We start from the raw sequence: 23,654 nt of genomic DNA, 5'->3' as shown, positions 1-23,654 counted from the left end.
ATCGCAATCTGCCTGATGTACGCGGTTAAAGGTTTTGGGGCTACTTCGCAGCCCAACGGGGGCAAGCCCCCTTGCCACAAAATGCCTCCAGCCAAGCATACGAATGATGCACAAGGACAGCTGTGAGCCACCCGGCAGCTGTTCAATCACAAGAATAAAAAGATCCGAGGTGTTGCATGTCCGAGCTGTCCAAAGCGCGCATCCCCGACGCACCCGCCATTCAGCGTTTGCCCCTTTTGCAACTGATCCTGGTCGGTTTGCAACATGTTCTGCTGATGTACGGCGGTGCCATCGCGGTGCCGCTGATCATCGGACAGGCCGCTGGCCTGAGTCGTGAAGAAATTGCCTTCCTGATCAACGCCGACCTGCTGGTCGCCGGTATCGCCACCATCGTCCAGTCGCTCGGCATCGGCCCCATGGGCATCCGCATGCCGGTGATGATGGGCGCCAGTTTTGCCGCGGTCGGCAGCATGGTCGCCATGGCCGGCATGCCGGGCATCGGCCTGCAGGGGATCTTCGGGGCGACGATTGCCGCCGGGTTCTTCGGCATGCTCATCGCGCCGTTCATGTCCAAGGTCGTGCGCTTCTTCCCGCCGCTGGTGACCGGCACGGTCATCACCTCGATCGGTCTGTCGCTGTTTCCCGTGGCCGTGAATTGGGCCGGTGGCGGTGCCGCCGCTGCGCAATTCGGCTCCCCGGTTTATCTGGCCATCGCCGCTCTGGTGCTGGCGACCATTTTGCTGATCCACCGCTTCATGCGCGGTTTCTGGGTCAATATTTCCGTACTGATCGGCATGTGCATCGGCTACGTGCTGTGCGGCGCGATCGGCATGGTCGATCTGAGCGGCATGGCCAACGCGCCATGGATTCAGTTCGTCACTCCGCTGCACTTCGGCATGCCGAAATTCGAACTCGCGCCGATCCTGTCGATGTGCCTGGTGGTGGTGATCATCTTCGTCGAGTCCACCGGGATGTTCCTGGCGCTGGGCAAGATCACCGGCCAGGAAGTCTGCCCGCGCATGCTGCGTCGCGGCCTGTTGTGCGATGCCGGCGCCTCGTTCGTCGCCGGTTTCTTCAACACCTTCACCCACTCCTCGTTCGCGCAGAACATCGGCCTGGTGCAGATGACTGGCGTGCGCTGCCGCTCGGTGACCATCGTCGCCGGCGGTCTGCTGATCGTGCTGAGCCTGCTGCCGAAAGCCGCATTCCTCGTCGCGTCGATTCCTCCAGCGGTGCTGGGCGGTGCGGCGATCGCGATGTTCGGCATGGTTGCCGCGACCGGAATCAAGATCCTTCAGGAAGCCGACATCGGTGACCGGCGCAACCAGTTGCTGGTGGCGGTAAGCATCGGTATGGGCCTGATCCCGGTGGTGCGTCCGGAGTTCTTCGCCCACCTGCCGCTGTGGATGAGCCCGATCACCCACAGCGGCATCGCCATGGCCACGCTCAGCGCACTGACGCTGAACCTGCTGTTCAACATCCTCGGCGGCGCCGAACGCGCAGCGATCAACGACTGCCACGCACACCCGCATTAACAGCAACGCCTGAAGTCAAGGCAATCCCCTGTGGCGAGGGGGCTTGCCCCCGTTCGGCTGCGAAGCAGTCGTAAACCTGCCAGCTCGATTTGACCCATAAAAATGCAGGGGGCCGCTTCGCGACCCAACGGGGGCAATCCCCCTCGCCACAGAAAAATAAAAACAAGAGGGAGCACCCGATGATTCGCACGCAAACCAACGTTCTGTTGAGTGGCGGCCTGCTGGCCGCGAGTCAGGCCATGGCCGGCGATTTGCTGCTGTGGCAGACCAACAGCCTGAGCTATCTGTACGGCAAGAACTTCGCGATCAACCCGTCGATCCAGCAGACGGTGACGTTCGAGCACGCCGACAAGTGGAAGTACGGCGACAACTTCCTGTTCGTCGACAAGATCTTCTACAACGGTCAGGAAGACCGCAACAAAGGCCCGCACGCCTTCTACGGCGAATTCACCCCACGCTTCTCGTTCGGCAAGATCTTCGACCGCAAGATCGAGTTCGGCCCGATCAAGGACGTGCTGCTGGCGATGACCTACGAGTACGGCGAAGGCGACAGCGAGGCCTACCTGATCGGCCCAGGCTTCGACCTGAAAGTACCCGGTTTCAACTACGTGACCCTGAACATCTTCCGCCGCCAGACCGAGGGCCCGCGCCCCGGCGACGGCGTGTGGCAGATCACCCCGGGCTGGTCGTACAGCGTTCCTGTGGGCAATTCCGACCTGCTGATCGACGGCTATCTGGACTGGGTCGTCGACAACGACCAGAACTCGCGCGGCACCTACCACGCCAACCTGCACATCAATCCGCAGATCAAATACGACTTGGGCAAAGCCTTGGGCTGGAGCCACAAGCAGCTGTATGTCGGCACCGAATACAGCTACTGGAAGAACAAATATGGCGTCGAAAGCAGCCACAACCTCGACACCAACCAGAACACCGCCAGCCTGCTGGTGAAGGTACACTTCTGAAGATGGCCCGCAACCGTGCCCCATACCTGTCGTCGGTGCTCTGTTGCGGGGCACTTGAGACCTGGCCGAGGAGTCAGTATTCTCCGCGGCCTCTTGAATTCGGTCTAAAAAAAAGCCCGAATTTAATTCCTGACCAGCAGGCCAACTTATCCCGGCCCCGGTCAGTACCGAGGCATCCCGAAAACACGCTCAATCGACTGTTTTTCAGCAGCCGAACGGGCGTTTTTTGGCTTTTCGAAAGCCTTGGCTCAGCTCTTGCTAACAGCATCAAAGCTGACCAGTCGGATGACTTTTGCAGCAACGAAAAAAGGCGCCACACCAGAGCGCCGATCTTAAAAAAATAAACGTGGAACACCTACTTTGGGAGCAACCGAATGAAACGTATGTGCACCAGCCTGATGCTCGCGGGATCGATGCTGGCCGGCGGCCAGGCCATGGCCGACGGCCTGCTGCAATGGCAGAACAACAGCCTGACCTACCTTTACGGCAAAGACTTCAAGGTCAACCCGGCGATCCAGCAGACCGTCACCTTCGAGCACGCCGATGCCTGGAAGTACGGGGATAACTTCCTGTTCGTCGACAAGATCTTCTACAACGGCAAGCCTGATGGCGGCGTCGGCAACAACACTTACTACGGCGAATTCAGCCCGCGCCTGTCGCTCGGCAAGATCCTCGACCAGAAGATCGAATTCGGCCCGGTCAAGGACGTGCTGCTGGCGATGACCTACGAATTCGGTGAGGGCGACGTCGAGTCGTACCTGATCGGCCCTGGTTTCGACCTGGCGATTCCCGGTTTCGACTACTTCCAGCTGAACTTCTACCAGCGCCACACCGAAGGCTCGCGCGCTGGCGACAACGTCTGGCAGATTACCCCTGTGTGGTCCTACACCATTCCGGTCGGCGACTCGAACATCCTGATCGACGGCTTCATGGACTGGGTGGTCGACAACGACGTCAACAGCAAAGGCGAATACCACGCCAACCTGCACTTCAACCCACAGGTCAAATACGACCTGGGCAAGGCGCTGAATTTCGGCGAGAAGCAGCTGTACGTCGGTGTTGAATACGACTACTGGAAAGACAAGTACGGGATCGACGACACCCGTGCGTTCACCACCAATCAGAACGTGACCAGCTTCCTGGTGAAGTTCCACTTCTGATGCTGATGTAGGTGGCGTCTGCAAGGACGCCATCGCGAGCAGGCTCACTCCTACAGGGGTTCATTGTTGACGCCATTTGCGCGCCCGACATAAATCCTTGTAGGAGTGAGCCTGCTCGCGATGGCAACACCACAGATTTCAGGCCGGAACCACCGCCTCGGTAATCCCCAGAAACCGGCACAGTTCCTCACGCTTGGCCAACGCATCGCGCCGTCCCAGGTCGATCAGCTCGCTGCAATACCCCGCCTCGAACAGCAGATAACTCAACACCCCTGCCCCACTGGTCTTGGTCGCCCCCGGTCCGCGCAAAAACAGGCGCAACGCCGCCGGCAACTCCTGGCGATGCCGCGCCGCGATTTCATCGATCGGCTGACTCGGCGCAATCACCAACACCTCCACCGGCGCCACCCCCAGCTCGCGAGTCGGAATGCCCTCGGGCATCAGGTGACTGAACTGGTTCAGACGCTGCAGCAACTCGATGTCGCTCTCCAGGCTGTCAATGAACGTGCTGTTGAGCAGGTGCCCGCCGATCTGCGCCAGCGTCGGCTGTTGCCCGGTGTAGGCGCGCTCCAGCGGCTGCTGCGGATCGAAACCGCGCGGGTTGCCACTCACGCCCACCACCAGCACCCGGCTCGCGCCCAGATGCAGTGCCGGGCTGATCGGCGCTGATTGGCGCACCGCGCCGTCACCGAAATATTCCTCGCCGATTTTCACTGGCGCAAACAGCAACGGGATCGCCGAACTGGCCAGCAGATGGTCCACCGACAACTGCGCCGGCACGCCGATCCGCCGGTGGCGCAACCACGCATCGATCTTGCCGCCGCCCTGATAGAACGTCACCGCCTGCCCCGACTCATAGCCGAACGCGGTCACCGCCACCGCATGCAATTGCTTGCGCGCGATGGATTCGGCGATGCCGGGCATGTGCAGTTTTTCATTGAGTAGGTCGCGCAGCGGCGAGCTGTTGAGCAGAGCCACCGGCAGTTGGCGGCCGATGCCGAGCAGGCTGTGACTGACAAAACGGCTGGCCTGACGGATCACCCCGGGCCAGTCGCTGCGCAACACCCGGTGACTGCGAAAGCCCTGCCAGAACAAGGTGAGACGTTCGATGGCGGCGCGAAAGTCGGTGGCGCCGCTGGCCAGGCTGACCGCATTGATCGCTCCGGCCGAGGTGCCGACGATCACCGGAAACGGATTGTCCGCGCCCAGCGGCAGCAATTCGGCAATCGCCGCCAGCACCCCCACCTGATACGCCGCCCGAGCCCCGCCGCCGGAAAGAATCAAACCTGTGACCGGTTCAGCTGGGCTCATCGCAACGCTCCATGGTGCTTAAAGGGATAGGTCGATCAACGGCGCCGCTTGGCGTACAACTTGGGCTCGCCCGGTGGCCGGCTCTTGAAGCGGCGATGCGCCCACAAGTATTGCTCAGGGCAGGCGCGCAACGCACTTTCCACCCACTGGTTGATGCGGATGCAGTCGGCCTCTTCGGTTTCACCGGGGAAGTCTTCCAGCGGCGGATGGATCACCAACCGGTAACCGCTGCCGTCCGCCAGACGCTCCTGAGTGAACGGCACCACCAGCGCTTTACCCAACCGGGCAAACTTGGTGGTCGCGGTCACCGTCGCCGCCTGAATGCCGAACAGCGGCACGAAGATGCTTTGCTTGGCGCCATAATCCTGATCCGGTGCGTACCAGATCGCCCGGCCCGAACGCAGCAACTTGAGCATGCCGCGCACGTCGTCACGCTCCACCGCCAGCGAGTCGAGGTTGTGCCGCTCGCGACCACGACGCTGAACAAAGTCGAACAACGCATTCTTGTGCTCGCGGTACATGCCGTCGATGGTGTGTTGCTGGCCGAGCAGCGCTGCGCCGATTTCCAGCGTGGTGAAGTGCGCGGCCATGAGGATCACGCCCTTGCCTTCGCGCTGAGCTTTTTGCAAATGCTCCAGCCCTTCGACGTGGGCCAGTTTCGCCAGGCGCTCACGGGACCACCACCAGCTCATCGCCATTTCAAAGAAGGCGATACCGGTGGAGGCGAAGTTTTCCTTGAGCAGGCGTTTGCGTTCGGCGGCGGATTTTTCCGGGAAGCACAGCTCAAGATTGCGCTTGGCAATGCGCCGCCGGTCGCCGGCCACGCGATACATCAACGCGCCCAGGACACGACCGATCGTCAGTAAAACCGGATACGGCAACTGCACGACCAGCCACAACAGCCCCAGACCGCACCAGAGCGGCCAGAAGCGGGGAGAAAGATAGGCTTTTCGAAAACGCGGGCGATCCATTAAAGCTTCCGTAAATACAGTGGCCGCGCATTCTACATCGTTCGACCCGGCTTGCGGCTCGCGGGCGTTCTCGTTATAAGTCTCGGCACTTTTAGTGACAAGCCGTTGTATGCCGATATGAGCCAAAACGAATCGCCAGACCAAGATCCCGTGTTCCAGTTGAAGGGCAGCATGCTGGCCATTACGGTACTGGAGTTGTCCCGCAACGACCTCGACAGCCTTGATCGGCAACTGGCCGCCAAAGTCGCCCAGGCGCCGAATTTCTTCAGCAATGCACCGTTGGTCCTGGCGCTGGACAAACTGCCGCCGGGTGAAGGCGCGGTCGACCTGCCCGGGCTGATGCGCGTGTGCCGCCAGCATGGCCTGCGCACCCTGGCGATCCGCGCCAGCCGTATTGAAGACATCGCCGCCGCCATCGCCATCGACATCCCGGTGCTGCCGCCCTCCGGCGCCCGTGAGCGGCCGCTGGAAACCCCGGAACCGGAAGTCAAAAAGAAGCCGGAAAAACCACCAGAGCCGACCATCAAACCGACCCGCGTAATCACTTCGCCAGTACGTGGTGGCCAACAGATATACGCCCAGGGTGGCGATTTGGTCGTGGTTTCTTCGGTCAGTCCGGGGGCGGAACTTCTTGCCGATGGCAACATCCATGTATACGGCCCGATGCGCGGTCGCGCGCTGGCTGGCGTCAAAGGCGACACCAAGGCCCGGATTTTCTGTCAGCAATTGAGCGCTGAACTAATCTCCATCGCCGGGCATTACAAGGTTTCCGAGGATTTGCGTCGCGATCCGCTGTGGGGCTCCGGCGTACAGGTCAGCCTGTCGGCCGACGTGTTGAACATCATTCGGCTTTAACGGATACTGCCGCATTTTCCAAGCATCTCTAAAACGTAGCGAAAACGGCTCAAACGAAGTAGGAAAAAGGATCAAGGAGTGTTTGCCCCCGGCAAGTGCGACTTGCGCCGAATTCCAGCCAAGGCTGTCCGACTGCAGTAGTTTTCAAGAGATGTTTTTCAGGGGCTAAAAAGTCCTTCTTCCTTAGGGGTGAAACACCTTGGCCAAGATTCTCGTGGTTACATCCGGCAAGGGTGGTGTGGGTAAGACCACCACCAGCGCCGCTATCGGTACCGGCCTCGCTCTGCGCGGCCACAAAACAGTGATCGTCGACTTCGACGTGGGCCTGCGTAACCTCGACCTGATCATGGGTTGCGAGCGTCGCGTGGTGTATGACTTCGTCAACGTGGTCAACGGCGAAGCCAACCTGCAGCAGGCCCTGATCAAAGACAAGCGCCTGGAAAACCTCTACGTGCTGGCCGCCAGCCAGACCCGCGACAAAGACGCGCTGACTGTCGAAGGCGTGGAAAAAGTTCTGATGGAGCTCAAGGAACAATTTGAGTTCGTCGTCTGCGACTCTCCGGCGGGCATCGAGAAAGGCGCACACCTGGCCATGTACTTCGCTGACGAAGCGATCGTCGTGACCAACCCGGAAGTGTCTTCCGTACGAGATTCGGACCGCATGCTCGGCCTGCTGGCGAGCAAGTCGCGTCGCGCCGAACGTGGCGAAGACCCAATCAAGGAACACCTGCTCATCACCCGCTACCACCCGGAGCGTGTTGAAAAGGGCGAGATGCTTGGCGTGGAAGACGTCAAGGAAATTCTCTCGGTAACCCTGCTCGGCGTGATCCCGGAATCCCAGGCGGTGCTCAAGGCATCCAACCAGGGCGTACCGGTGATTCTCGACGACCAGAGCGACGCCGGTCAGGCATACAGCGATACCGTCGACCGTTTGCTGGGCAAAGAAAAAGCCCACCGTTTCCTCGATGTCGAGAAGAAGGGATTCTTCGAGCGCCTGTTTGGAGGTAGGTAATGAACCTTTTTGACTTCTTTCGTGCCAACAAAAAGCCAAGTACCGCCTCGGTAGCGAAAGAGCGTCTACAGATCATCGTGGCGCATGAGCGCGGCCAGCGCAGCACGCCGGATTACTTGCCAGCCTTGCAGAAGGAACTGGTCGACGTGATCCGCAAGTACGTCAACATCGGCAACGACGACGTACATGTTGCACTGGAAAGCCAGGGCAGTTGCTCGATTCTGGAACTCAACATCACCCTGCCAGATCGCTGAGTCGATCCGGCAGGAACGACGGCGGCTCGGGCTGTTGATGCTCGTGCAGGCGCTGCCGAAGGCTGCGATCTTTTGATCTCCAACGTCAAAAGATCGCAGCCTTCGGCGGCTCCTGCAGAGTTATCGGCAGTCTGAGCCGCCGTTGGCATTTGTTACGAGGCTGTTTTAATGCCGTTGTCCAACATCCGCATCATCCATCAGGACGCCGCCGTACTGGTGGTCGACAAACCGACGTTGTTGCTCTCGGTGCCCGGTCGCGCCGACGACAACAAGGACTGCCTGATCACCCGCCTGCAGGAAAACGGCTACCCGGAAGCGCGCATCGTCCATCGCCTGGACTGGGAAACCTCCGGCATCATTCTGCTGGCCCGTGACGCCGACACCCACCGCGAACTGTCGCGGCAGTTTCACGACCGCGAAACCGAAAAGGCCTACACCGCCCTGGCCTGGGGTCAGCCGGAACTGGACAGCGGCAGCATCGACCTGCCCCTGCGCTACGATCCGCCGACCAAACCGCGGCACGTGGTCGACCACGAATTCGGCAAGCATGCCCTGACCTTCTGGCGCGTACTGGAGCGTTGCGGCGACTGGTGCCGTGTCGAACTGACGCCGATCACCGGTCGCTCGCACCAGTTGCGCGTACACATGTTGTCCATCGGCCACCCGCTGCTGGGCGACGGGCTCTACGCCCACGAACAAGCTCTGGCAGCCTGGCCGCGCCTGTGCCTGCACGCGAGCATGCTGAGCTTTACCCACCCGCAAACCGGCGAGCGCCTGCGCTTCGAATGCCCGGCACCGTTTTAAGCGCTATCTGAGAGGCAGCGCTGTTTTCAGACAAGGATTTTGTTTTCGGATGAGTTGTATTGATTCCCTGGTACCCCCCCTCAAAAAAGTTCGTCACCAACTGCTTTACCTGATTTACGGCAATCAGGATGTGTACCGGCGCGAAGCCAAGTTCAGCATCCTGACGGCGTTGTCCCACGCCAAAAACGGCGAGCGTCCGGCCATCCGCATTCTCACCGACCGCCCCGACGACTATGCCGGCTGGCCGGTCGACACGGTGTTGCTGGACGAAGCAACCCAGACCCGCTGGCAAGGCACTCACGGCTATCACCACCGGCGCAAGGCCTGCGCCATTGCCGCCGGCATGCAGTGGGCGGAAAAGACCCTGTTCGTCGACACCGACACCCTGTTCACCCGCCACCCGAGCCAACTGTTCAAATTCATTGAGCCGAACCGCTCGGTGATGGATCGCTTCGAGTACGACTGGAAAGACGTGCACCTGCGCGCCGAGTATCAAAAACTGGGCCACGACCTGCGCAGCCACGGCGTGACCCCGGATAACGGCTTCAAGCTCTACAACAGCGGCCTGTGTGGCGTGACCGAGCGTGATTCGGCGCTGTTCGAAGAGTCGATCCGCCTGATCGATGAGTGGACACTCGGCGGCTTCGAAATCCACACCATCGAACAGATCGCCCTGTCGTACGCCATGCGCGAGCGTCAGGTGGTGGAGGCGCGCAAACACGTCTACCACTACTTCGCGGAAAAACGCTTTTTCCACGCAATGCAGACGTACTTCTTCTCCCAGCATGGCGAGCAGTTCAGTCAACGCCTGGTGGACCTGTGCACCGACGTACCGCGGGTCAAACCGTTCCCCTCCGCCTGGCACCGACTGAAAATCAAATGGAAGCTGCGCCACCAGAACGGCGCGCTGCGCAAGGTCGGTCGCGACCTGCTGTACGGCAGCGCTGCGCCGGAGGATCCGTACTACAGCGCCTGCCGACACGAATGGTGGGAATGTGCCTCACGGGAAATACTCCGCTGGGACGAGAGCCGGCAGAAAAAACTGCTGAGCCAGAAGACCTGGCCACAACAGTTGCCGCGCCCGGACAAACCCGAAGATGAAAAAGTCATCATGAGCTACCTGAAAAAACGCGTGACCGCCGCCCGCTAGGCCACACATCCCCTGTAGGAGTGAGCCTGCTCGCGATTACGTCATGTCAGTCAACAAATCTGCTACTGATACGACGTAATCGCGAGCAGGCTCACGCCTACAGTTTTCGTGCAGACAATGAACTGCGCATTGTCATGCCCCAAGCCCCAAGCCGATGCGTTAAACTCCCGCCCATTGCTGTCTGGAGCTTCTTATGCGCGAAGAGTTGAACCAAGGCCTGATCGACTTCCTCAAGGCCTCCCCTACCCCGTTCCACGCCACCGCCAGCCTCGTTCAGCGTCTGGAGGCCGCCGGTTACGTGCGCCTCGACGAGCGCGAGCCGTGGAACACCGAGGCCAACGGCCGCTACTACGTCACCCGCAACGACTCCTCGATTGTCGCGATCAAAATGGGCCGCAATTCGCCGCTGCACGACGGTATCCGTCTGGTCGGCGCCCACACCGACAGCCCGTGCCTGCGGGTCAAGCCGCAACCGGAACTGCAACGCCAGGGCTTCTGGCAACTGGGCGTAGAAGTCTACGGCGGCGCACTGCTCGCACCGTGGTTCGACCGCGACCTGTCGCTGGCGGGCCGCGTCACCTTCCGCCGCGACGGCAAGGTCGAAAGCCAGTTGATCGACTTCAAGGCACCGATCGCGATCATTCCCAACCTGGCGATTCACCTCAACCGGGAAGCCAACCAGGGCTGGGCGATCAACGCGCAGACCGAGCTGCCGCCGATCCTCGCGCAATTCGCCGGTGACGAGCGCGTCGACTTCCGCGCCGTGCTCACCGATCAACTGGCCCGCGAACACGGTCTGAACGCCGACGTGGTGCTGGATTACGAACTGAGCTTCTACGACACCCAAAGCGCTGCGGTGATTGGCCTTAATGGCGACTTCATTGCCGGTGCGCGCCTGGACAACCTGCTGTCGTGCTACGCCGGCCTGCAAGCCTTGCTCACCGCCGAGACCGACGAAACCTGCGTGCTGGTGTGCAACGACCACGAAGAAGTCGGTTCCTGCTCGGCCTGCGGTGCCGACGGCCCGATGCTCGAACAGACCCTGCGCCGCCTGCTGCCCGAAGGTGATGAATTCGTCCGTACCATCCAGAAATCGCTGCTGGTCTCGGCCGACAACGCCCACGGCGTACACCCCAACTATGCCGAGAAGCACGACGCCAACCACGGCCCGAAACTCAACGCCGGCCCGGTGATCAAGGTCAACAGCAACCAGCGCTACGCCACCAACAGCGAAACCGCCGGGTTCTTCCGCCACCTGTGCATGGCCGAAGAAGTACCGGTGCAGAGCTTCGTAGTCCGCAGTGATATGGGTTGCGGCTCGACCATCGGCCCGATCACCGCCAGCCATCTGGGCGTGCGCACCGTCGACATCGGCCTGCCGACCTTCGCCATGCACTCGATCCGCGAACTGTGTGGCAGCCACGACCTGGCGCACCTGGTCAAAGTGCTGAGCGCGTTCTACGCCTCCCGCGAACTACCGTAAGTTCTAAACGATCATCTCTTTCGGGGTGAATCGCAAATCACTGTAGGAGCTGCCGCAGGCTGCGATCTTTTGATCTTGCTTTTGAACTGCAAAAACACAAGATCAAAAGATCGCAGCCTGCGGCAACGCCTACACAGATCAATACCCGTCAGCGAAAACCGGCCTAGACTCAGATCATTCCCTTCGACAAGGCAGTCACCATGATCTCGATGTCTTCATTCCACGCCATGCTCGTGCCCATCCTCACCGGGATGATCCTGCTGGCCATCGGCTTCAACTTCCGCGACAAGAACGCCGGAGTGTTCGCCATGTGGATCGGCATGCTGATGATCCTGGCGACCGTGGTCTACAAGATCCTCGCCAAACTCAACGAATAAATCAGCGCCCGGCTCGCATTGATTCTGGCTGCCTCGTACACTCGCTCAATTCGCCCCTTTGCGAGGTTGACCGCCTAGTGTTCGCTCGTCTGTTTGCTCTGCCCTGCCTGTTCCTTGTCTGCCTGATGACATTGCTGCCACTGTCCCCTGCCCATGCGGTCGGCTTGCCGGGGCTGCTCAGCAACACCAAGGCGCAGCCCGAGGCGCAGGAACCGCTGGGCCAGTCGCTGGATGAAGTCATCAAGTCGCTGGAAAACGACAAGCAACGCGCGCAATTGCTGACCGACCTGAAAAAGCTGCGCGACGCCACGAAAAAGGCCCAGGTCTCTCCGGAAGAAGGTGTGCTGGGTCTGATTGGCGGCACGCTGGCCAATTTCGAGAAACAGTTTTCCGGTGCCGACAGCCCGCTCACCCGCTGGTCAGACGAGTTCGATCAGGCCAAGGATGAGCTGAAGGCATTGATGCTGCCAGCCAGCGAATGGTTGCCGATCATCTTCGCCTTCGCCGTGATCCTGATGGTCTGGAGCCTGCTCGCCGCCGCGTTGATCTGGCTCGGTCACCGGGTGCGCATGCGCTTCGGCCTGACTGAAGAACTGCCCCAGCACCCCAAGGCCCTCGACATGCTGCGCTTTGCCTTGCGCAAACTCGGGCCGTGGTTGATCGCGCTGGTGATCACCGTCTACATGAGCTACGCGCTGCCGTCGTCATTGGGCAAGAGCCTGGCGATGGTGCTGGCTTATGCCCTGGTGGTCGGCACCTGTTTCTCGGCGATCTGCGTGATCGCGTTCTCGCTGCTCGACGGCCCGCATCGGCATCGGGCGCTGTACATCCTGCGCCATCAGGCCTTCCGCCCGCTGTGGCTGATCGGCAGCTTCGCCGCGTTCGGTGAAGCGCTCAACGACCCGCGTCTGGTGGAAGCCCTCGGCGTGCACCTGGCGCATAGCACCGCGACGATCACCAATGTCCTCGCAGCGCTGTTCACCGGCCTGTTCATCCTGCGCTTCCGCCGGCCGATCGCGCACCTGATCCGCAACCAGCCCTTGTCCCGCCGCCTGACCCGCCGCGCCCTCAGCGACACCATCGATATCCTCGGCACCTTCTGGTACGTGCCGGCGCTGGTACTGGTCGGGATCTCGCTGTTCGCCACCTTCGTTTCCGCCGGCGACACCAGCACCGCGCTGCGCCAGTCGCTGATCTGCACAGTGCTGCTGGTGCTGTGCATGGTGATCAACGGCCTCGTGCGCCGTCACTCGCTCAAACCGCAGCGCGGGCCGAAACGCCATGCGCTGTATTCGGAACGCCTGAAAAGCTTCTTCTACACCCTCGCCCACCTGCTGGTGTGGCTGACCTTCATCGAACTCGGCCTGCGCGTATGGGGCAAGTCGCTGATCGGTTTCGCCGAGGGTGAAGGGCATGACGTCAGCGTCAAACTGTTCAGCCTGATTGGCACGCTGATTTTCTCCTGGCTGATCTGGATCCTCGCCGACACGGCCGTGCATCACGCCCTCACCCGCTCGCGCAAAGGCTTGGCCAATGCCCGTGCGCAAACGATGATGCCGCTGATCCGCAACGTGCTGTTCGTGGCGATTTTCATCATCGCGCTGATCGTCGCCCTGGCGAACATGGGCATGAACGTCACGCCACTGCTGGCCGGTGCCGGTGTCATCGGTCTGGCCATCGGTTTCGGTGCGCAGTCGCTGGTGGCGGACTTGATCACCGGCCTGTTCATCATCATCGAAGACTCACTGGCGATCGACGACTACGTGGATGTCGGCGGCCACCTCGGCACCGTCGAAGGCCTGACCATCCGTACCGTGCGCCTGCGCGACATCGACGGCATCGTCCATACCATCCCGTTCAGCGAAATCAAAAGCATCAAGAACTACTCCCGGGAATTCGGCTACGCGATTTTCCGGGTGGCCGTGCCGTACAACATGGAAATCGACGACGCGATCAAACTGATGCGCGAAGTCGGCCAGAAAATGCGCACCGATCCCCTGCAGCGGCGCGACATCTGGTCGCCGCTGGAGATTCAAGGCGTAGAAAGCTTCGAGTCCGGCAGCGCGATCCTGCGGGCCCGTTTCAAGACCGCGCCGATCAAGCAATGGGAAGTTTCCCGAGCGTTCAACCTGTCGCTCAAACGCCACCTCGACGAGGCCGGCCTGGACCTGGCAACGCCGCGCATGAGCGTGCAAGTGATCACCGCCGGCGGTGGCCAGCCCAAGGAATAGCACTTGGGCGCGATGTGCGGGTCACAGGCAGGGAAGCCAGAAAAACAATAACCATGGAGAAACCCGATGCAGCTGACACGCATTGCCCAAGCCCTTCTGCTCAGCCTGTTCGCCGGCCACGCCGGTGCTGCCACCCTGGACAGCACCCGCGAACAAATCGCCGCGCAGGCCAAGGCACTTGAACCCGAACTGCTGGAAACCCGACGCGACATCCACGCGCATCCGGAACTCGGCAACACCGAAAAACGCACCTCGGAACTAGTCGTCAAACAACTCAAGGCCATGGGCCTGGAAGTCAAAACCAATGTCGCCCGCACCGGCGTGGTCGCCATCCTCAAAGGCGCCTTGCCCGGCCCGACCGTGGCCCTGCGTGCCGACATGGACGCATTGCCGGTCAAGGAAGTCGCCGACCTGCCGTTCGCCTCGAAAGCCAAAGGCACCTACCTGGACAAAGAAGTCGACGTGATGCACGCCTGCGGCCACGACGCTCACACCGCGATCCTGCTGAGCACGGCGAAAATTCTTACGAACATGCGCGCCACCCTGCCCGGCACCGTGGTGTTCTACTTCCAGCCCGCCGAAGAAGGCCCGAGCGACTTCATCCCCGACGGCAAAAACACTTGGGGCGCGAAAATGATGGTCGAGGAAGGCGTGATGAAAGCCCCCAAACCCGACGCCGTCTTCGGTCTGCACGTCTGGGCCGGCGTCCCCGCCGGCCAGATCGCCTACCGCCCCGGCGCCACCCTGGCCAGCTCCGACGACCTGCGCATCAAAATCCTCGGCAAACAGACCCACGCCGGCCGCCCCTGGGACGGCATCGACCCGATCACCGTCGGCGCACAAACCATCGTCGGCCTGCAAACCGTGGTCAGCCGTCGCACCGACATCTCGTCCTATCCGTCAGTCGTCAGCATCGGCACCATCAACGGCGGGACCCGCTACAACATCATTCCCGAGTCCGTGGACATGAGCGGCACCATCCGCTCCTACGACTACGGCATCCGCCAGAAACTGCACGCAGACGTGCGCCAGACCATCGAAAAAATCGCCGAAAGCGGCGGCGCGAAAGCCGACGTGACCATCATCGAAAAATACGACCCCACGATTAACAACCCGGCATTGACGGAAAAAATGCTGCCGACGTTGAAGTGGGCCGCCAAGGATGATGTGGTGAATGCACCGCTGGTGGGCGGCGCGGAAGACTTCTCGTTCTTTGCCAAGGAAGTGCCGGGGCTGTTCGTGTTTCTCGGGGTGACGCCAAGGGATCAGGACATGAGCAAGGCCGCGCCGAATCATAATCCGGGGTTCTTTGTGGATGAGTCGGCGCTGGTAGTTGGAGTGAGGACGATGGCGTCGTTGGCGACGGATTATTTGTATGGGAATGCTGAGGCAGCCCGATAGAGATGAGGTGATTGTGGGGGCGGCTTCGCGAGCAGGCTCACTCCTACAGTGGGATTGAGTGCATTCAGTTGGTGATTGGTCGGCTCGTAGGCTGGCTCCCACAATTTTGAACTGTGTGCACCGCACGCGGCAAAGCCGCCCCACTCAACAGGATGAGCGTTAGCTCGGCTGCAGCTCTTGATCTGCCGGCCCCTTCGGCAGGCTGAGTGGAGGGGTTTATCCGGGGGTGGGAGCGCAGCGACCGTTTGGCGAAGCCAAACACATCGAGAGGAGGTGCAGCGAAGCAAACCGTAGGCGATGCCCCACGGATGAATTCCGGAACGAAGGAACCCCGAGCCTTAGCGAGCGGGCCGAACGCTGGGGCGAGCCTTTTTGGTTATTTTTTCGCTGGGCCGGCATTCCGGCGTCTGGAAAAAGTGACTCGCCGTAAGGGCGAAACCGCCAGCCGCACCCCCCGAAGCAACGGATATTCACCCCAACCCCAAGAACCTGGTCGGCCCAAAGGCCGCCAAGGTCAAACCACATCTACACCCACGTGAATCGCATCATGCCGCCAAAACTCCAGATCACAATCAATCAACCGCCCATGCTGATCATAATTGACCCGAGCAATCCGCAACCCCGGGCTCCCCACCGACACCCGCAACGCCGCCGCCGCATCCGCCGACAATGACGTCGGCACAATCTCGAACCGCACCCGCCCATAATGCAAATCGTAATGCCGCGCATACAACTCGGTAATCGACTGATTCAAATCAAACTCCAGAATCCCCGGAAAAAACTGCGGATTCAGATAGTGCTCCACATACAGCACCAGCCGCCCGTCAATCCGCCGCGACCGGCAAATCTGAATCACGCTCGACAACGCCGGTAACTGCAACCACGCACACACCGCCGCCGAAGCCGGCTGCAGGCGCGCCGAAATCATCTCGGTCGACGGTACCCGCCCCTGCGCACTGACCATCGCGTGAAAGTGACTGCGCTGCATCAGGTTGTACGCCAGACGCGGCGGCGAGACGAACCAGCCACGCCGCTCCTCGCGATAGATCTGCCCCTGCGCCTCCAACTGCAACAGCGCCTCACGCACCGTGATGCGCGTGGTACCGAACAACTCACTGAGCTTGCGCTCGGCCGGCAGCTTGCTGCCCGGCGCCAACAGGCCGTGATCGAGCTGCTCCTGCAGCACCTGGCCGATGGCTGTCACCGCTTTTGTTGCCTCATCGCGCATCAACGTTACCTATCTGGACTAGACCAGCACTGTTTCAGGGCAAAAACCGCACGGCCTGCAAGCCGTTTCCATGTATTGCAAGCCTAGGCAGTGCAGATGACCGAGAGATGACAAACCCGCCCGACGGTCGCCCTCATGACTTGCAATACATCGGCCAAGTCCCTTGCCGGCCGGGGCTTTGACCTTGGTCTACGCTTACCGGGCAAGCGCCAGAACCGGGCGAATAAAAGCCCTGTCGGGCGACCGCCGACATCAAAGTGTCATCCAGCCCCCTTAAATTGGCTCAGGTATTGCTGACCTAGACCAACACAAACCGCAATCGCAGCGTTGAACACGACCAAGGAGCTTCGGAATGAAACAGCTTTTCCTGGCAACACTGTTAGGCTCGACCATTGCAATGTGCACCGCCGCCATGGCGGCCGACACCGACCTGAAAACCCTCGAAGCCGCTGCGAAAGCGGAAGGCGCCGTCAACAGCGTCGGCATGCCCGATGACTGGGCCAACTGGAAAGGCACCTGGGAAGACCTGGCCAAAACCTACGGCCTGAAACACATCGACACCGACATGAGCTCGGCCCAGGAAATCGCCAAGTTCGCCGCTGAAAAAGACAACGCCACTGCCGACATCGGCGACGTCGGTGCCGCCTTCGGCCCGATCGCGGTCAAGCAGGGTGTGGTGCAACCGTACAAGCCAAGCACCTGGGATCAGGTTCCGGCCTGGGCCAAGGACAAGGACGGCAACTGGGCACTGGCCTACACCGGCACCATCGCCTTCATCGTCAACAAGAAGCTGCTGCACGGCTCCGAAGTGCCGACCAAATGGGCTGATCTCAAGGGCGGCAAATACAAGGTCTCCATCGGTGACGTGAGCACCGCCGCGCAAGCCGCCAACGGTGTACTGGCCGCGGCCCTGGCCAACGGTGGCGACGAGAAGAACATCCAGCCGGCCCTGCTGCTGTTTGCAGACATCGCCAAGCAGGGTCGCCTGTCGATGGCCAATCCGACCATCGCCACCATGGAAAAAGGCGAGATCGAAGTCGGCGTGGTCTGGGACTTCAACGGTCTGAGCTACAAGGCCAAGATGGCCAACCCGGATGACTACGTGGTGTTGATCCCGTCCGACGGTTCGGTGATTTCCGGCTACACCACGATCATCAACAAGTACGCGAAAAACCCTAACGCCGCCAAGCTGACCCGCGAATACATCTTCAGCGATGCCGGCCAGACCAACCTCGCTCGCGGCAACGCCCGCCCGATCCGCGCCGAACACCTGCAACTGCCGGAAGACGTGAAGGCCAAGCTGCTGCCGAACGAGCAGTACAAGAAGGTCACGCCGATCAAGGACGCCGACGCGTGGGAAAAAACCTCCAAGGCCCTGCCGCAGAAGTGGAACGAAGAAGTCATCGTCGAGATGAAGTAATCCTTCATCTGTAGGAGCTGCCGCAGGCTGCGATCTTTTGATCTTGCTTTTAAAAGGCAGAGACAAAAGATCGCAGCCTGCGGCAGCTCCTACATTGATCGGTCCAAGTTTTGTTTTCGGAGTCAACGCCCCTATGAAGCACAACGTCATCCTTGTCGTGCTCGACGGCCTCAATTTTGAAGTCGCGCGGCACGCCATGGGGCATCTGCAGGCTTACGTTGGCGCAGGACGCGCCGCACTCTATCCGTTGGAGTGCGAGTTGCCGGCCCTGTCCCGACCGCTTTACGAATGCATCCTCACCGGCGTGCCGCCGATCGACAGCGGCATCGTTCACAACAACGTTGCGCGCCTGTCCAATCAGCGCAGCATCTATCACTACGCCCGCGACGCCGGCCTGAAAACCGCCGCAGCGGCCTATCACTGGGTCAGCGAGTTGTACAACCGCTCGCCGTTCGTCGCCGCTCGCGACCGTCATACCGAGAACCTGTCGTTGCCGATCCAGCACGGCCACTTCTACTGGAATGACCACTACCCGGATTCGCACCTGTTCGCCGATGCGGAAAACCTGCGCCTGCGCCATGCGCCGAACTTCCTGCTGATCCACCCGATGAACATCGACGACGCCGGCCACAAGCACGGCCTCGACTCCTCGCAGTACCGCAACAGCGCGCGCTCGGCGGACATCATCCTCGCCGACTACCTGCAAGGCTGGCTCGACGCTGGCTATCAAGTCATGGTGACGGCCGACCACGGCATGAACAATGACCGCTCGCACAACGGCCTGTTGCCGGAAGAACGTCAGGTGCCGCTGTTCGTCCTCGGTGACGCCTTCAGCCTCAACGCTGACGCCGCACCGAAACAGACTGACATCTGCGGCACCGTCTGCGAGCTGCTCGGCGTGCCTCACGACAAACCTGTGTGCCGGGAGCTGCTCAAGTGAATGCCATGACTCGCGGCAAATGGCTGGCGGCCCTGTGCCTGGTGCCCTTCGCCCTGTTCTTTATCGTGTTCGAAATCGCCCCGCTGGTCTGGGTGATGATCAACAGCCTGCAGTCGGAAGAGTTCGGCTGGGGCTTCGCCAACTTCAGCAAGATCTTCAACTCGAAGTTCTACCTGCAGGCGATCCAGTACAGCCTCGAGATCAGTTTCTGGTCGAGTGTGTTCGGCATCATCATCGCCGTGCTCGGTGCGTACTCCCTGCGCCGGGTCGACTCGAAACTGCGCAACTTCGTGAATGCCTTCGCCAACATGACCAGCAACTTCGCCGGCGTGCCCCTGGCCTTCGCGTTCATCATCCTGCTCGGCTTCAACGGCAGCATCACCATCATGCTCAAGCAGGCCGGGATCATTCAGGACTTCAACCTGTATTCGAAAACCGGCCTGATCATCCTCTACACCTACTTCCAGATTCCCCTCGGCGTGCTGCTGCTCTACCCGGCCTTCGACGCCTTGCGTGAAGACTGGCGTGAATCCGCCGCGCTGCTCGGCGCCAACGGCTGGCAGTTCTGGCGCCACATCGGTCTGCCGGTGCTGACCCCGGCGCTGCTCGGCACCTTCGTGATCCTGCTGGCCAACGCGCTCGGCGCCTACGCCACGGTCTATGCCTTGACCACCGGTAACTTCAACGTACTGCCGATCCGCATCGCGGCGATGGTCTCCGGCGACATTTCGCTGGATCCGAATCTCGCCAGCGCCCTGGCCGTGGTGCTGGTGGCGTTGATGACCATCGTCACCGTCGTGCATCAACTGCTGTTGAAGAGGAGCTACCATGTCTCGCGCTGAATCCGGCCCGGCCGGCGTCTACCACCGCGTCGTGGTTTATCTGTTGTTCGCGATCCTGCTGCTGCCGTTGGTGGGCACGCTGGTCTACTCGATCGCCAGCAGCTGGTCGGCGACCATCCTGCCCAGCGGCTTCACCTTCAAGTGGTATATCCAGTTGTGGAGCGATCCGCGCTTTCTGCACGCCTTCGGCCAATCGTTGCTGGTGTGTGTCGGCGCGCTGGTACTGTCGGTGGTGCTGATTCTGCCGCTGCTGTTCGTGGTGCATTACCACTTCCCGAAACTCGATGCGCTGATGAACATCCTGATCCTGCTGCCCTTCGCAGTGCCGCCGGTGGTGTCGTCGGTGGGGCTGTTGCAGCTCTACGGTTCCGGGCCGCTGGCGATGGTCGGCACGCCGTGGATCCTGATCGGTTGCTATTTCACCGTGGCATTGCCATTCATGTACCGGGCGATCACCAACAACCTGCAGGCCATCAACCTGCGCGACCTGATGGACGCCGCCCAACTGCTCGGCGCCAGCACCTTTCAGGCCGCGTTCCTGGTGGTGCTGCCAAACCTGCGCAAAGGCCTGATGGTCGCGTTGCTGCTGTCGTTCTCGTTCCTGTTCGGTGAGTTCGTGTTTGCCAACATCCTCGTCGGCACGCGTTACGAAACCCTGCAGGTGTATCTGAACAACATGCGCAACAGCAGCGGTCACTTCACCAGTGCGCTGGTGATTTCCTACTTCTTTTTCGTGCTGGTCCTGACCTGGGTCGCCAACATCTTGAACAAGGACAAAAGCGAATGAGCTATGTCAGCGTCCAAACCCTGAAGAAAAACTACGCGGGCACCACGGTGTTCAGCGACATCAACTGCGAAATCAACAAGGGCGAATTCGTCACCCTGCTCGGCCCGTCGGGTTGCGGAAAGTCCACGCTGCTGCGCTGCATTGCCGGCCTGACGCCGGTGGATGGCGGCAAGATCCTGCTCGATGGCGTCGACATCGTGCCGCTCAGTCCGCAAAAACGCGGGATCGGCATGGTGTTCCAGAGCTACGCGCTGTTCCCCAACATGACCGTCGAACAGAACGTCGCCTTCGGCCTGCGCATGCAAAAGGTCAATGCCGACGACAGCCACAAGCGTGTCGCCGAAGTGCTGAAACTGGTCGAGCTCAATGACTTCGCCAGCCGCTATCCGCACCAGCTCTCCGGCGGTCAGTGCCAACGCGTGGCCCTCGCCCGCTCGCTGGTCACCCGCCCACGCCTGTTGCTGCTGGATGAACCGCTGTCGGCGCTGGACGCGCGGATTCGCAAACACCTGCGCGAACAGATCCGGCAGATCCAGCGCGAACTCGGCCTGACCACGATTTTCGTCACCCACGATCAGGAAGAAGCGCTGACCATGTCCGACCGGATTTTCCTGATGAACCAAGGGAAAATCGTCCAGAGCGGCGACGCCGAAACCCTCTACACCGCGCCGATCGATCTGTTCGCCGCCGGCTTCATCGGCAACTACAACCTGCTCGACGCCGACAGTGCCTCGAAGCTGTTGCAACGACCGATCAACCACCGCATCGCGATTCGTCCGGAAGCCATCGAATTGAGCCTCAATGGCGAACTCGATGCGCAGATCCGCAGCCACAGCCTGCTCGGCAACGTGATCCGCTACCGGGTCGAGGCACGCGGCGTGGAATTGGTGGTGGACGTGCTCAACCGCTCGGCGGCGGATCTGCATCCCGACGGCCAGCGTCTGGCACTTTCCATCGATCCGACGGCCCTGTGTGAAGTCGCTTGAAAGCAGCTGCAAGCTTCGAGCTACAAGCCTCAAGCTGTAGACTGCGGCGAACCTGATTCCAATTCTTGCAGCTCGAAGCTAGTAGCTCGCAGCTGTTCTCGGAGAGAACCGATGGCTTTGGCAATTTTTGATCTGGACGAAACCCTGATCCACGGCGACTGCGCCACCCTCTGGAGCGAGCAGATGGGGCGCCTGGGCTGGGTCGATCCTGAATCGTTCATGCGCAAGAACAACGAGCTGATGGACGCCTACAGCCATGGCAAATTGCGCATGGAAGAGTACATGGCGTTCAGCCTCGAACCACTGATCGGCCGCACCCCGGCAGAAGTCGAGCATCTGGTCGGCCCGTGGGTTGAAGACTTCATCGAACCGATCATCTTCAGCGATGCGACCAAAACCATCGCGGCCCACCGCAAGGCCGGCGACCGGATCCTGGTGATATCAGCCTCGGGCACGCACCTGGTCAAGCCGATCGCCGACCGTTTGGGCATCGACGAGATTCTGGGGATCGAGCTGGACGTCGCGCACGGCGTTTACAGCGGTCAGACCGTCGGCACGCTGACCTACCGCGAAGGCAAGATCACCCGTTTGCTGGAATGGCTGGATGCCGAGGAAGAAAACCTTGAGGGCGCGAGCTTCTACTCCGACTCACGCAATGATCTGCCGTTGCTGCTGAAGGTGGACTTCCCGCATGTGGTGAATCCGGACCCGGTGTTGCTGGACCACGCCGAAAAGTCCGACTGGCCGATCCATCTCTGGAAATAAAAACAAAGATCGCAGCCTGCGGCAGCTCCTACAGGGTGTACACCCTCCCAATGTAGGAGCTGCCGCAGGCTGCGATCTTTTGATCTTGTCCCTTCAATCAGCTCAGGCTGTCGTCAATCACCAATACCAGTTTCCCGGAAACAGTATTGCTCGCCAGCTCGGCAAACGCTGCTTCGGCATCCTTCACCGGGAAGGTTTTCGCCAGTTGCGGACGCAGCCGCCCTTCGGCAAACAGCGGCCAGACCTGCTGACCCAGATCACTCAACAGGTCAGCCTTGAACTGATCGTCACGACTGCGCAATGTCGAACCGAGCAACTGCACACGCTTGGCCAGTAACTGCGCCAGGTCCAGTTTCGCCTCACGCCCGCCCATCAGACCGATCAGCACCCAGCGACCGTCGAGCGCCATCAGCTTGAGGTTCAGCGCGGCGTAATTGCCGCCGACCGGATCGAGGATCACGTCAAACGGGCCAAAGTCGCGAAGGCTCTCCAGATCATCGCTGCGCACTACTCCGCCCTGGGCGCCCAGCGCTTCGCAGTAGGCCAGACGCTCGGCCGAGCCGACGCTGACCCAGCACGGGTTGCCGAACGCCTTGCACAGCTGAATCGCCGCTGAACCAATTCCACTTGCACCGGCATGCAGGAGAACTTTCTCACCCGGTTTCAGCGCTGCCAGCTGAAACACATTCAGCCAGACCGTTGCATAAACCTCGGGTAATGCCGCAGCCTCGATCAACGAGACACCCTCGGGCACCGGCAGCACGTGCCGTCCGTCGACGACCACCTCTTCGGCCATCCCGCCCCCCGCCAGCAAGGCGCAGACCCGATCGCCGACCTGCCACGAGGACCCGGCGCCGACTTCGCTGATCACCCCGGAGCACTCAAGACCGAGCACCTGACTGGCGCCGGGTGGCGGTGGATAAAGCCCGGCTTTCTGTAATAAATCGGCACGATTGAGGCCAGCTGCCGCCACGCGAATGCGCACTTGTCCTACATCACACACAGGACTCGGCTCTTCAACCCATGCCACTTGACCTTCAACGCCTTGCAATGCCTTCACAGTGCCTCCATAGTGAGTCTGGACTGAGCCCGAAGCTGTAGCGCCGGGCTTTTTGCATTATGCGACCGGCTCTCGTAGAACCGGCGACTTCAAAGACGGCCTAATATGCGTTATCAA

22 protein-coding genes are annotated in these 23,654 nt (G+C 60.8%); 18 read left to right on the top strand and 4 right to left on the bottom strand.

The window, feature by feature from the left end; genetic code table 11:
- Positions 1 to 176: 176 nt before the first annotated feature.
- The 3 genes from NN484_RS10290 to NN484_RS10280 all read left to right on the top strand — a co-directional run bounded on the left by NN484_RS10290 (position 177) and on the right by NN484_RS10280 (position 3,660).
- Entirely contained in the window at positions 177 to 1,535 is a 1,359-nt protein-coding gene (locus NN484_RS10290) for a nucleobase:cation symporter-2 family protein (protein ID WP_127651704.1), read from the top strand.
- A 179-nt stretch (positions 1,536 to 1,714) separates the two neighbouring features.
- Positions 1,715 to 2,500 carry an outer membrane protein OmpK gene (locus NN484_RS10285; protein ID WP_215502914.1) on the top strand — a complete coding sequence of 262 codons (786 nt, stop codon included), beginning with the start codon at positions 1,715 to 1,717 and terminating at the stop codon, positions 2,498 to 2,500.
- Between the two features lie 374 nt (positions 2,501 to 2,874).
- Positions 2,875 to 3,660: an outer membrane protein OmpK gene (locus NN484_RS10280; protein ID WP_127651706.1), complete on the top strand. Its 786-nt coding sequence runs from the start codon at positions 2,875 to 2,877 to the stop codon at positions 3,658 to 3,660.
- A gap of 138 nt (positions 3,661 to 3,798) precedes the next feature.
- On the opposite strand, the gene NN484_RS10275 is transcribed toward NN484_RS10280, so the two are convergent.
- Together NN484_RS10275 and NN484_RS10270 are read right to left on the bottom strand one after the other, a co-directional pair.
- The gene (locus tag NN484_RS10275; protein ID WP_127651707.1) at positions 3,799 to 4,971 is read right to left on the bottom strand and encodes a patatin-like phospholipase family protein; all 1,173 of its coding nucleotides are present in this window, start codon (positions 4,969 to 4,971) and stop codon (positions 3,799 to 3,801) included.
- 35 nt (positions 4,972 to 5,006) lie between these two features.
- Positions 5,007 to 5,942 (bottom strand): lipid A biosynthesis lauroyl acyltransferase, encoded by a 936-nt coding sequence (locus tag NN484_RS10270; protein WP_064586700.1) that lies wholly within the window; start codon positions 5,940 to 5,942, stop codon positions 5,007 to 5,009.
- 117 nt (positions 5,943 to 6,059) lie between these two features.
- Here NN484_RS10270 and minC point away from each other — a divergent pair, with 117 nt between their 5' ends.
- From minC to NN484_RS10225, 9 genes are all read left to right on the top strand, one after another.
- The gene (minC, locus tag NN484_RS10265; RefSeq protein ID WP_127651708.1) at positions 6,060 to 6,797 is read left to right on the top strand and encodes a septum site-determining protein MinC; all 738 of its coding nucleotides are present in this window, start codon (positions 6,060 to 6,062) and stop codon (positions 6,795 to 6,797) included.
- A gap of 199 nt (positions 6,798 to 6,996) precedes the next feature.
- Positions 6,997 to 7,809 carry a septum site-determining protein MinD gene (minD, locus tag NN484_RS10260; RefSeq protein WP_007913953.1) on the top strand — a complete coding sequence of 271 codons (813 nt, stop codon included), beginning with the start codon at positions 6,997 to 6,999 and terminating at the stop codon, positions 7,807 to 7,809.
- Entirely contained in the window at positions 7,809 to 8,063 is a 255-nt protein-coding gene (gene minE, locus NN484_RS10255) for a cell division topological specificity factor MinE (RefSeq protein WP_003223146.1), read from the top strand. Before minD ends, minE begins: the two co-directional genes overlap by 1 nt.
- 168 nt (positions 8,064 to 8,231) lie before the next feature.
- The gene (locus NN484_RS10250) at positions 8,232 to 8,867 is read left to right on the top strand and encodes an RluA family pseudouridine synthase (RefSeq protein ID WP_007960625.1); all 636 of its coding nucleotides are present in this window, start codon (positions 8,232 to 8,234) and stop codon (positions 8,865 to 8,867) included.
- 49 nt (positions 8,868 to 8,916) lie between these two features.
- Positions 8,917 to 10,017, top strand: coding sequence for a hypothetical protein (locus NN484_RS10245; protein ID WP_274659045.1), 1,101 nt, complete (start codon positions 8,917 to 8,919; stop codon positions 10,015 to 10,017).
- 193 nt (positions 10,018 to 10,210) lie between these two features.
- A complete protein-coding gene (locus NN484_RS10240; RefSeq protein WP_127651710.1) occupies positions 10,211 to 11,500 on the top strand; it encodes a M18 family aminopeptidase in 1,290 nt (429 codons plus the stop codon).
- 200 nt (positions 11,501 to 11,700) lie between these two features.
- Positions 11,701 to 11,877: a hypothetical protein gene (locus NN484_RS10235; protein ID WP_164747902.1), complete on the top strand. Its 177-nt coding sequence runs from the start codon at positions 11,701 to 11,703 to the stop codon at positions 11,875 to 11,877.
- 77 nt (positions 11,878 to 11,954) lie between these two features.
- Positions 11,955 to 14,108, top strand: a complete 2,154-nt coding sequence (locus NN484_RS10230) for a mechanosensitive ion channel family protein (protein ID WP_215502916.1) — start codon at positions 11,955 to 11,957, stop codon at positions 14,106 to 14,108.
- 66 nt (positions 14,109 to 14,174) lie between these two features.
- Positions 14,175 to 15,509, top strand: a complete 1,335-nt coding sequence (locus NN484_RS10225; protein WP_274659044.1) for an amidohydrolase — start codon at positions 14,175 to 14,177, stop codon at positions 15,507 to 15,509.
- 514 nt (positions 15,510 to 16,023) lie between these two features.
- On the opposite strand, the gene phnR is transcribed toward NN484_RS10225, so the two are convergent.
- Entirely contained in the window at positions 16,024 to 16,737 is a 714-nt protein-coding gene (phnR, locus tag NN484_RS10220) for a phosphonate utilization transcriptional regulator PhnR (RefSeq protein ID WP_274659043.1), read from the bottom strand.
- Positions 16,738 to 17,089: 352 nt separating this feature from the next.
- On the opposite strand from phnR, the gene NN484_RS10215 reads away from it, so the two are divergent.
- From NN484_RS10215 to NN484_RS10190, 6 genes are all read left to right on the top strand, one after another.
- Positions 17,090 to 18,157 (top strand): ABC transporter substrate-binding protein, encoded by a 1,068-nt coding sequence (locus tag NN484_RS10215; protein WP_025113379.1) that lies wholly within the window; start codon positions 17,090 to 17,092, stop codon positions 18,155 to 18,157.
- Between the two features lie 133 nt (positions 18,158 to 18,290).
- Positions 18,291 to 19,097, top strand: a complete 807-nt coding sequence (locus tag NN484_RS10210) for an alkaline phosphatase family protein (RefSeq protein ID WP_274659042.1) — start codon at positions 18,291 to 18,293, stop codon at positions 19,095 to 19,097.
- Positions 19,098 to 19,102: 5 nt separating this feature from the next.
- Complete coding sequence (locus tag NN484_RS10205; protein ID WP_164747927.1) at positions 19,103 to 19,939, top strand: ABC transporter permease; 837 nt, start codon at positions 19,103 to 19,105, stop codon at positions 19,937 to 19,939.
- The gene (locus NN484_RS10200; RefSeq protein WP_127652601.1) at positions 19,926 to 20,726 is read left to right on the top strand and encodes an ABC transporter permease; all 801 of its coding nucleotides are present in this window, start codon (positions 19,926 to 19,928) and stop codon (positions 20,724 to 20,726) included. Before NN484_RS10205 ends, NN484_RS10200 begins: the two co-directional genes overlap by 14 nt.
- On the top strand, positions 20,723 to 21,712 hold the full coding sequence (locus tag NN484_RS10195; RefSeq protein WP_127652602.1) for an ABC transporter ATP-binding protein: 990 nt from the start codon (positions 20,723 to 20,725) through the stop codon (positions 21,710 to 21,712). Before NN484_RS10200 ends, NN484_RS10195 begins: the two co-directional genes overlap by 4 nt.
- 111 nt (positions 21,713 to 21,823) lie before the next feature.
- Positions 21,824 to 22,477: an HAD family hydrolase gene (locus tag NN484_RS10190; RefSeq protein WP_274659041.1), complete on the top strand. Its 654-nt coding sequence runs from the start codon at positions 21,824 to 21,826 to the stop codon at positions 22,475 to 22,477.
- A gap of 97 nt (positions 22,478 to 22,574) precedes the next feature.
- Here NN484_RS10190 and NN484_RS10185 read toward each other — a convergent pair whose 3' ends face one another.
- Positions 22,575 to 23,537 (bottom strand): zinc-binding dehydrogenase, encoded by a 963-nt coding sequence (locus NN484_RS10185; protein WP_274659040.1) that lies wholly within the window; start codon positions 23,535 to 23,537, stop codon positions 22,575 to 22,577.
- Between the last annotated feature and the right edge of the window lie 117 nt (positions 23,538 to 23,654).

Origin of the sequence: Pseudomonas serboccidentalis (assembly GCF_028830055.1) — a bacterium.
Classification (GTDB): Bacteria; Pseudomonadota; Gammaproteobacteria; order Pseudomonadales; family Pseudomonadaceae; genus Aquipseudomonas; species Aquipseudomonas serboccidentalis.
Note: the sequence above shows the minus strand (reverse complement) of the source record. Positions and strands in the feature narration are given on the sequence as shown.

Excerpts from the sequence above, each read along its gene's own strand:
- NN484_RS10240 (WP_127651710.1), top strand. The coding sequence starts at position 10,211 with ATGCGCGAAGAGTTGAACCAAGGCCTGATCGACTTCCTCAAGGCCTCC.
- NN484_RS10215 (WP_025113379.1), top strand. The coding sequence starts at position 17,090 with ATGAAACAGCTTTTCCTGGCAACACTGTTAGGCTCGACCATTGCAATG.
- NN484_RS10200 (WP_127652601.1), top strand. The coding sequence starts at position 19,926 with ATGTCTCGCGCTGAATCCGGCCCGGCCGGCGTCTACCACCGCGTCGTG.
- NN484_RS10280 (WP_127651706.1), top strand. The coding sequence starts at position 2,875 with ATGAAACGTATGTGCACCAGCCTGATGCTCGCGGGATCGATGCTGGCC.
- NN484_RS10285 (WP_215502914.1), top strand. The coding sequence starts at position 1,715 with ATGATTCGCACGCAAACCAACGTTCTGTTGAGTGGCGGCCTGCTGGCC.
- NN484_RS10235 (WP_164747902.1), top strand. The coding sequence starts at position 11,701 with ATGATCTCGATGTCTTCATTCCACGCCATGCTCGTGCCCATCCTCACC.
- NN484_RS10225 (WP_274659044.1), top strand. The coding sequence starts at position 14,175 with ATGCAGCTGACACGCATTGCCCAAGCCCTTCTGCTCAGCCTGTTCGCC.
- NN484_RS10205 (WP_164747927.1), top strand. The coding sequence starts at position 19,103 with ATGACTCGCGGCAAATGGCTGGCGGCCCTGTGCCTGGTGCCCTTCGCC.
- NN484_RS10270 (WP_064586700.1), bottom strand. The coding sequence starts at position 5,942 with ATGGATCGCCCGCGTTTTCGAAAAGCCTATCTTTCTCCCCGCTTCTGG.
- NN484_RS10275 (WP_127651707.1), bottom strand. The coding sequence starts at position 4,971 with ATGAGCCCAGCTGAACCGGTCACAGGTTTGATTCTTTCCGGCGGCGGG.
- NN484_RS10210 (WP_274659042.1), top strand. The coding sequence starts at position 18,291 with ATGAAGCACAACGTCATCCTTGTCGTGCTCGACGGCCTCAATTTTGAA.
- NN484_RS10290 (WP_127651704.1), top strand. The coding sequence starts at position 177 with ATGTCCGAGCTGTCCAAAGCGCGCATCCCCGACGCACCCGCCATTCAG.
- NN484_RS10195 (WP_127652602.1), top strand. The coding sequence starts at position 20,723 with ATGAGCTATGTCAGCGTCCAAACCCTGAAGAAAAACTACGCGGGCACC.
- NN484_RS10245 (WP_274659045.1), top strand. The coding sequence starts at position 8,917 with ATGAGTTGTATTGATTCCCTGGTACCCCCCCTCAAAAAAGTTCGTCAC.
- minE (WP_003223146.1), top strand. The coding sequence starts at position 7,809 with ATGAACCTTTTTGACTTCTTTCGTGCCAACAAAAAGCCAAGTACCGCC.
- phnR (WP_274659043.1), bottom strand. The coding sequence starts at position 16,737 with ATGCGCGATGAGGCAACAAAAGCGGTGACAGCCATCGGCCAGGTGCTG.
- NN484_RS10250 (WP_007960625.1), top strand. The coding sequence starts at position 8,232 with ATGCCGTTGTCCAACATCCGCATCATCCATCAGGACGCCGCCGTACTG.
- minC (WP_127651708.1), top strand. The coding sequence starts at position 6,060 with ATGAGCCAAAACGAATCGCCAGACCAAGATCCCGTGTTCCAGTTGAAG.
- NN484_RS10190 (WP_274659041.1), top strand. The coding sequence starts at position 21,824 with ATGGCTTTGGCAATTTTTGATCTGGACGAAACCCTGATCCACGGCGAC.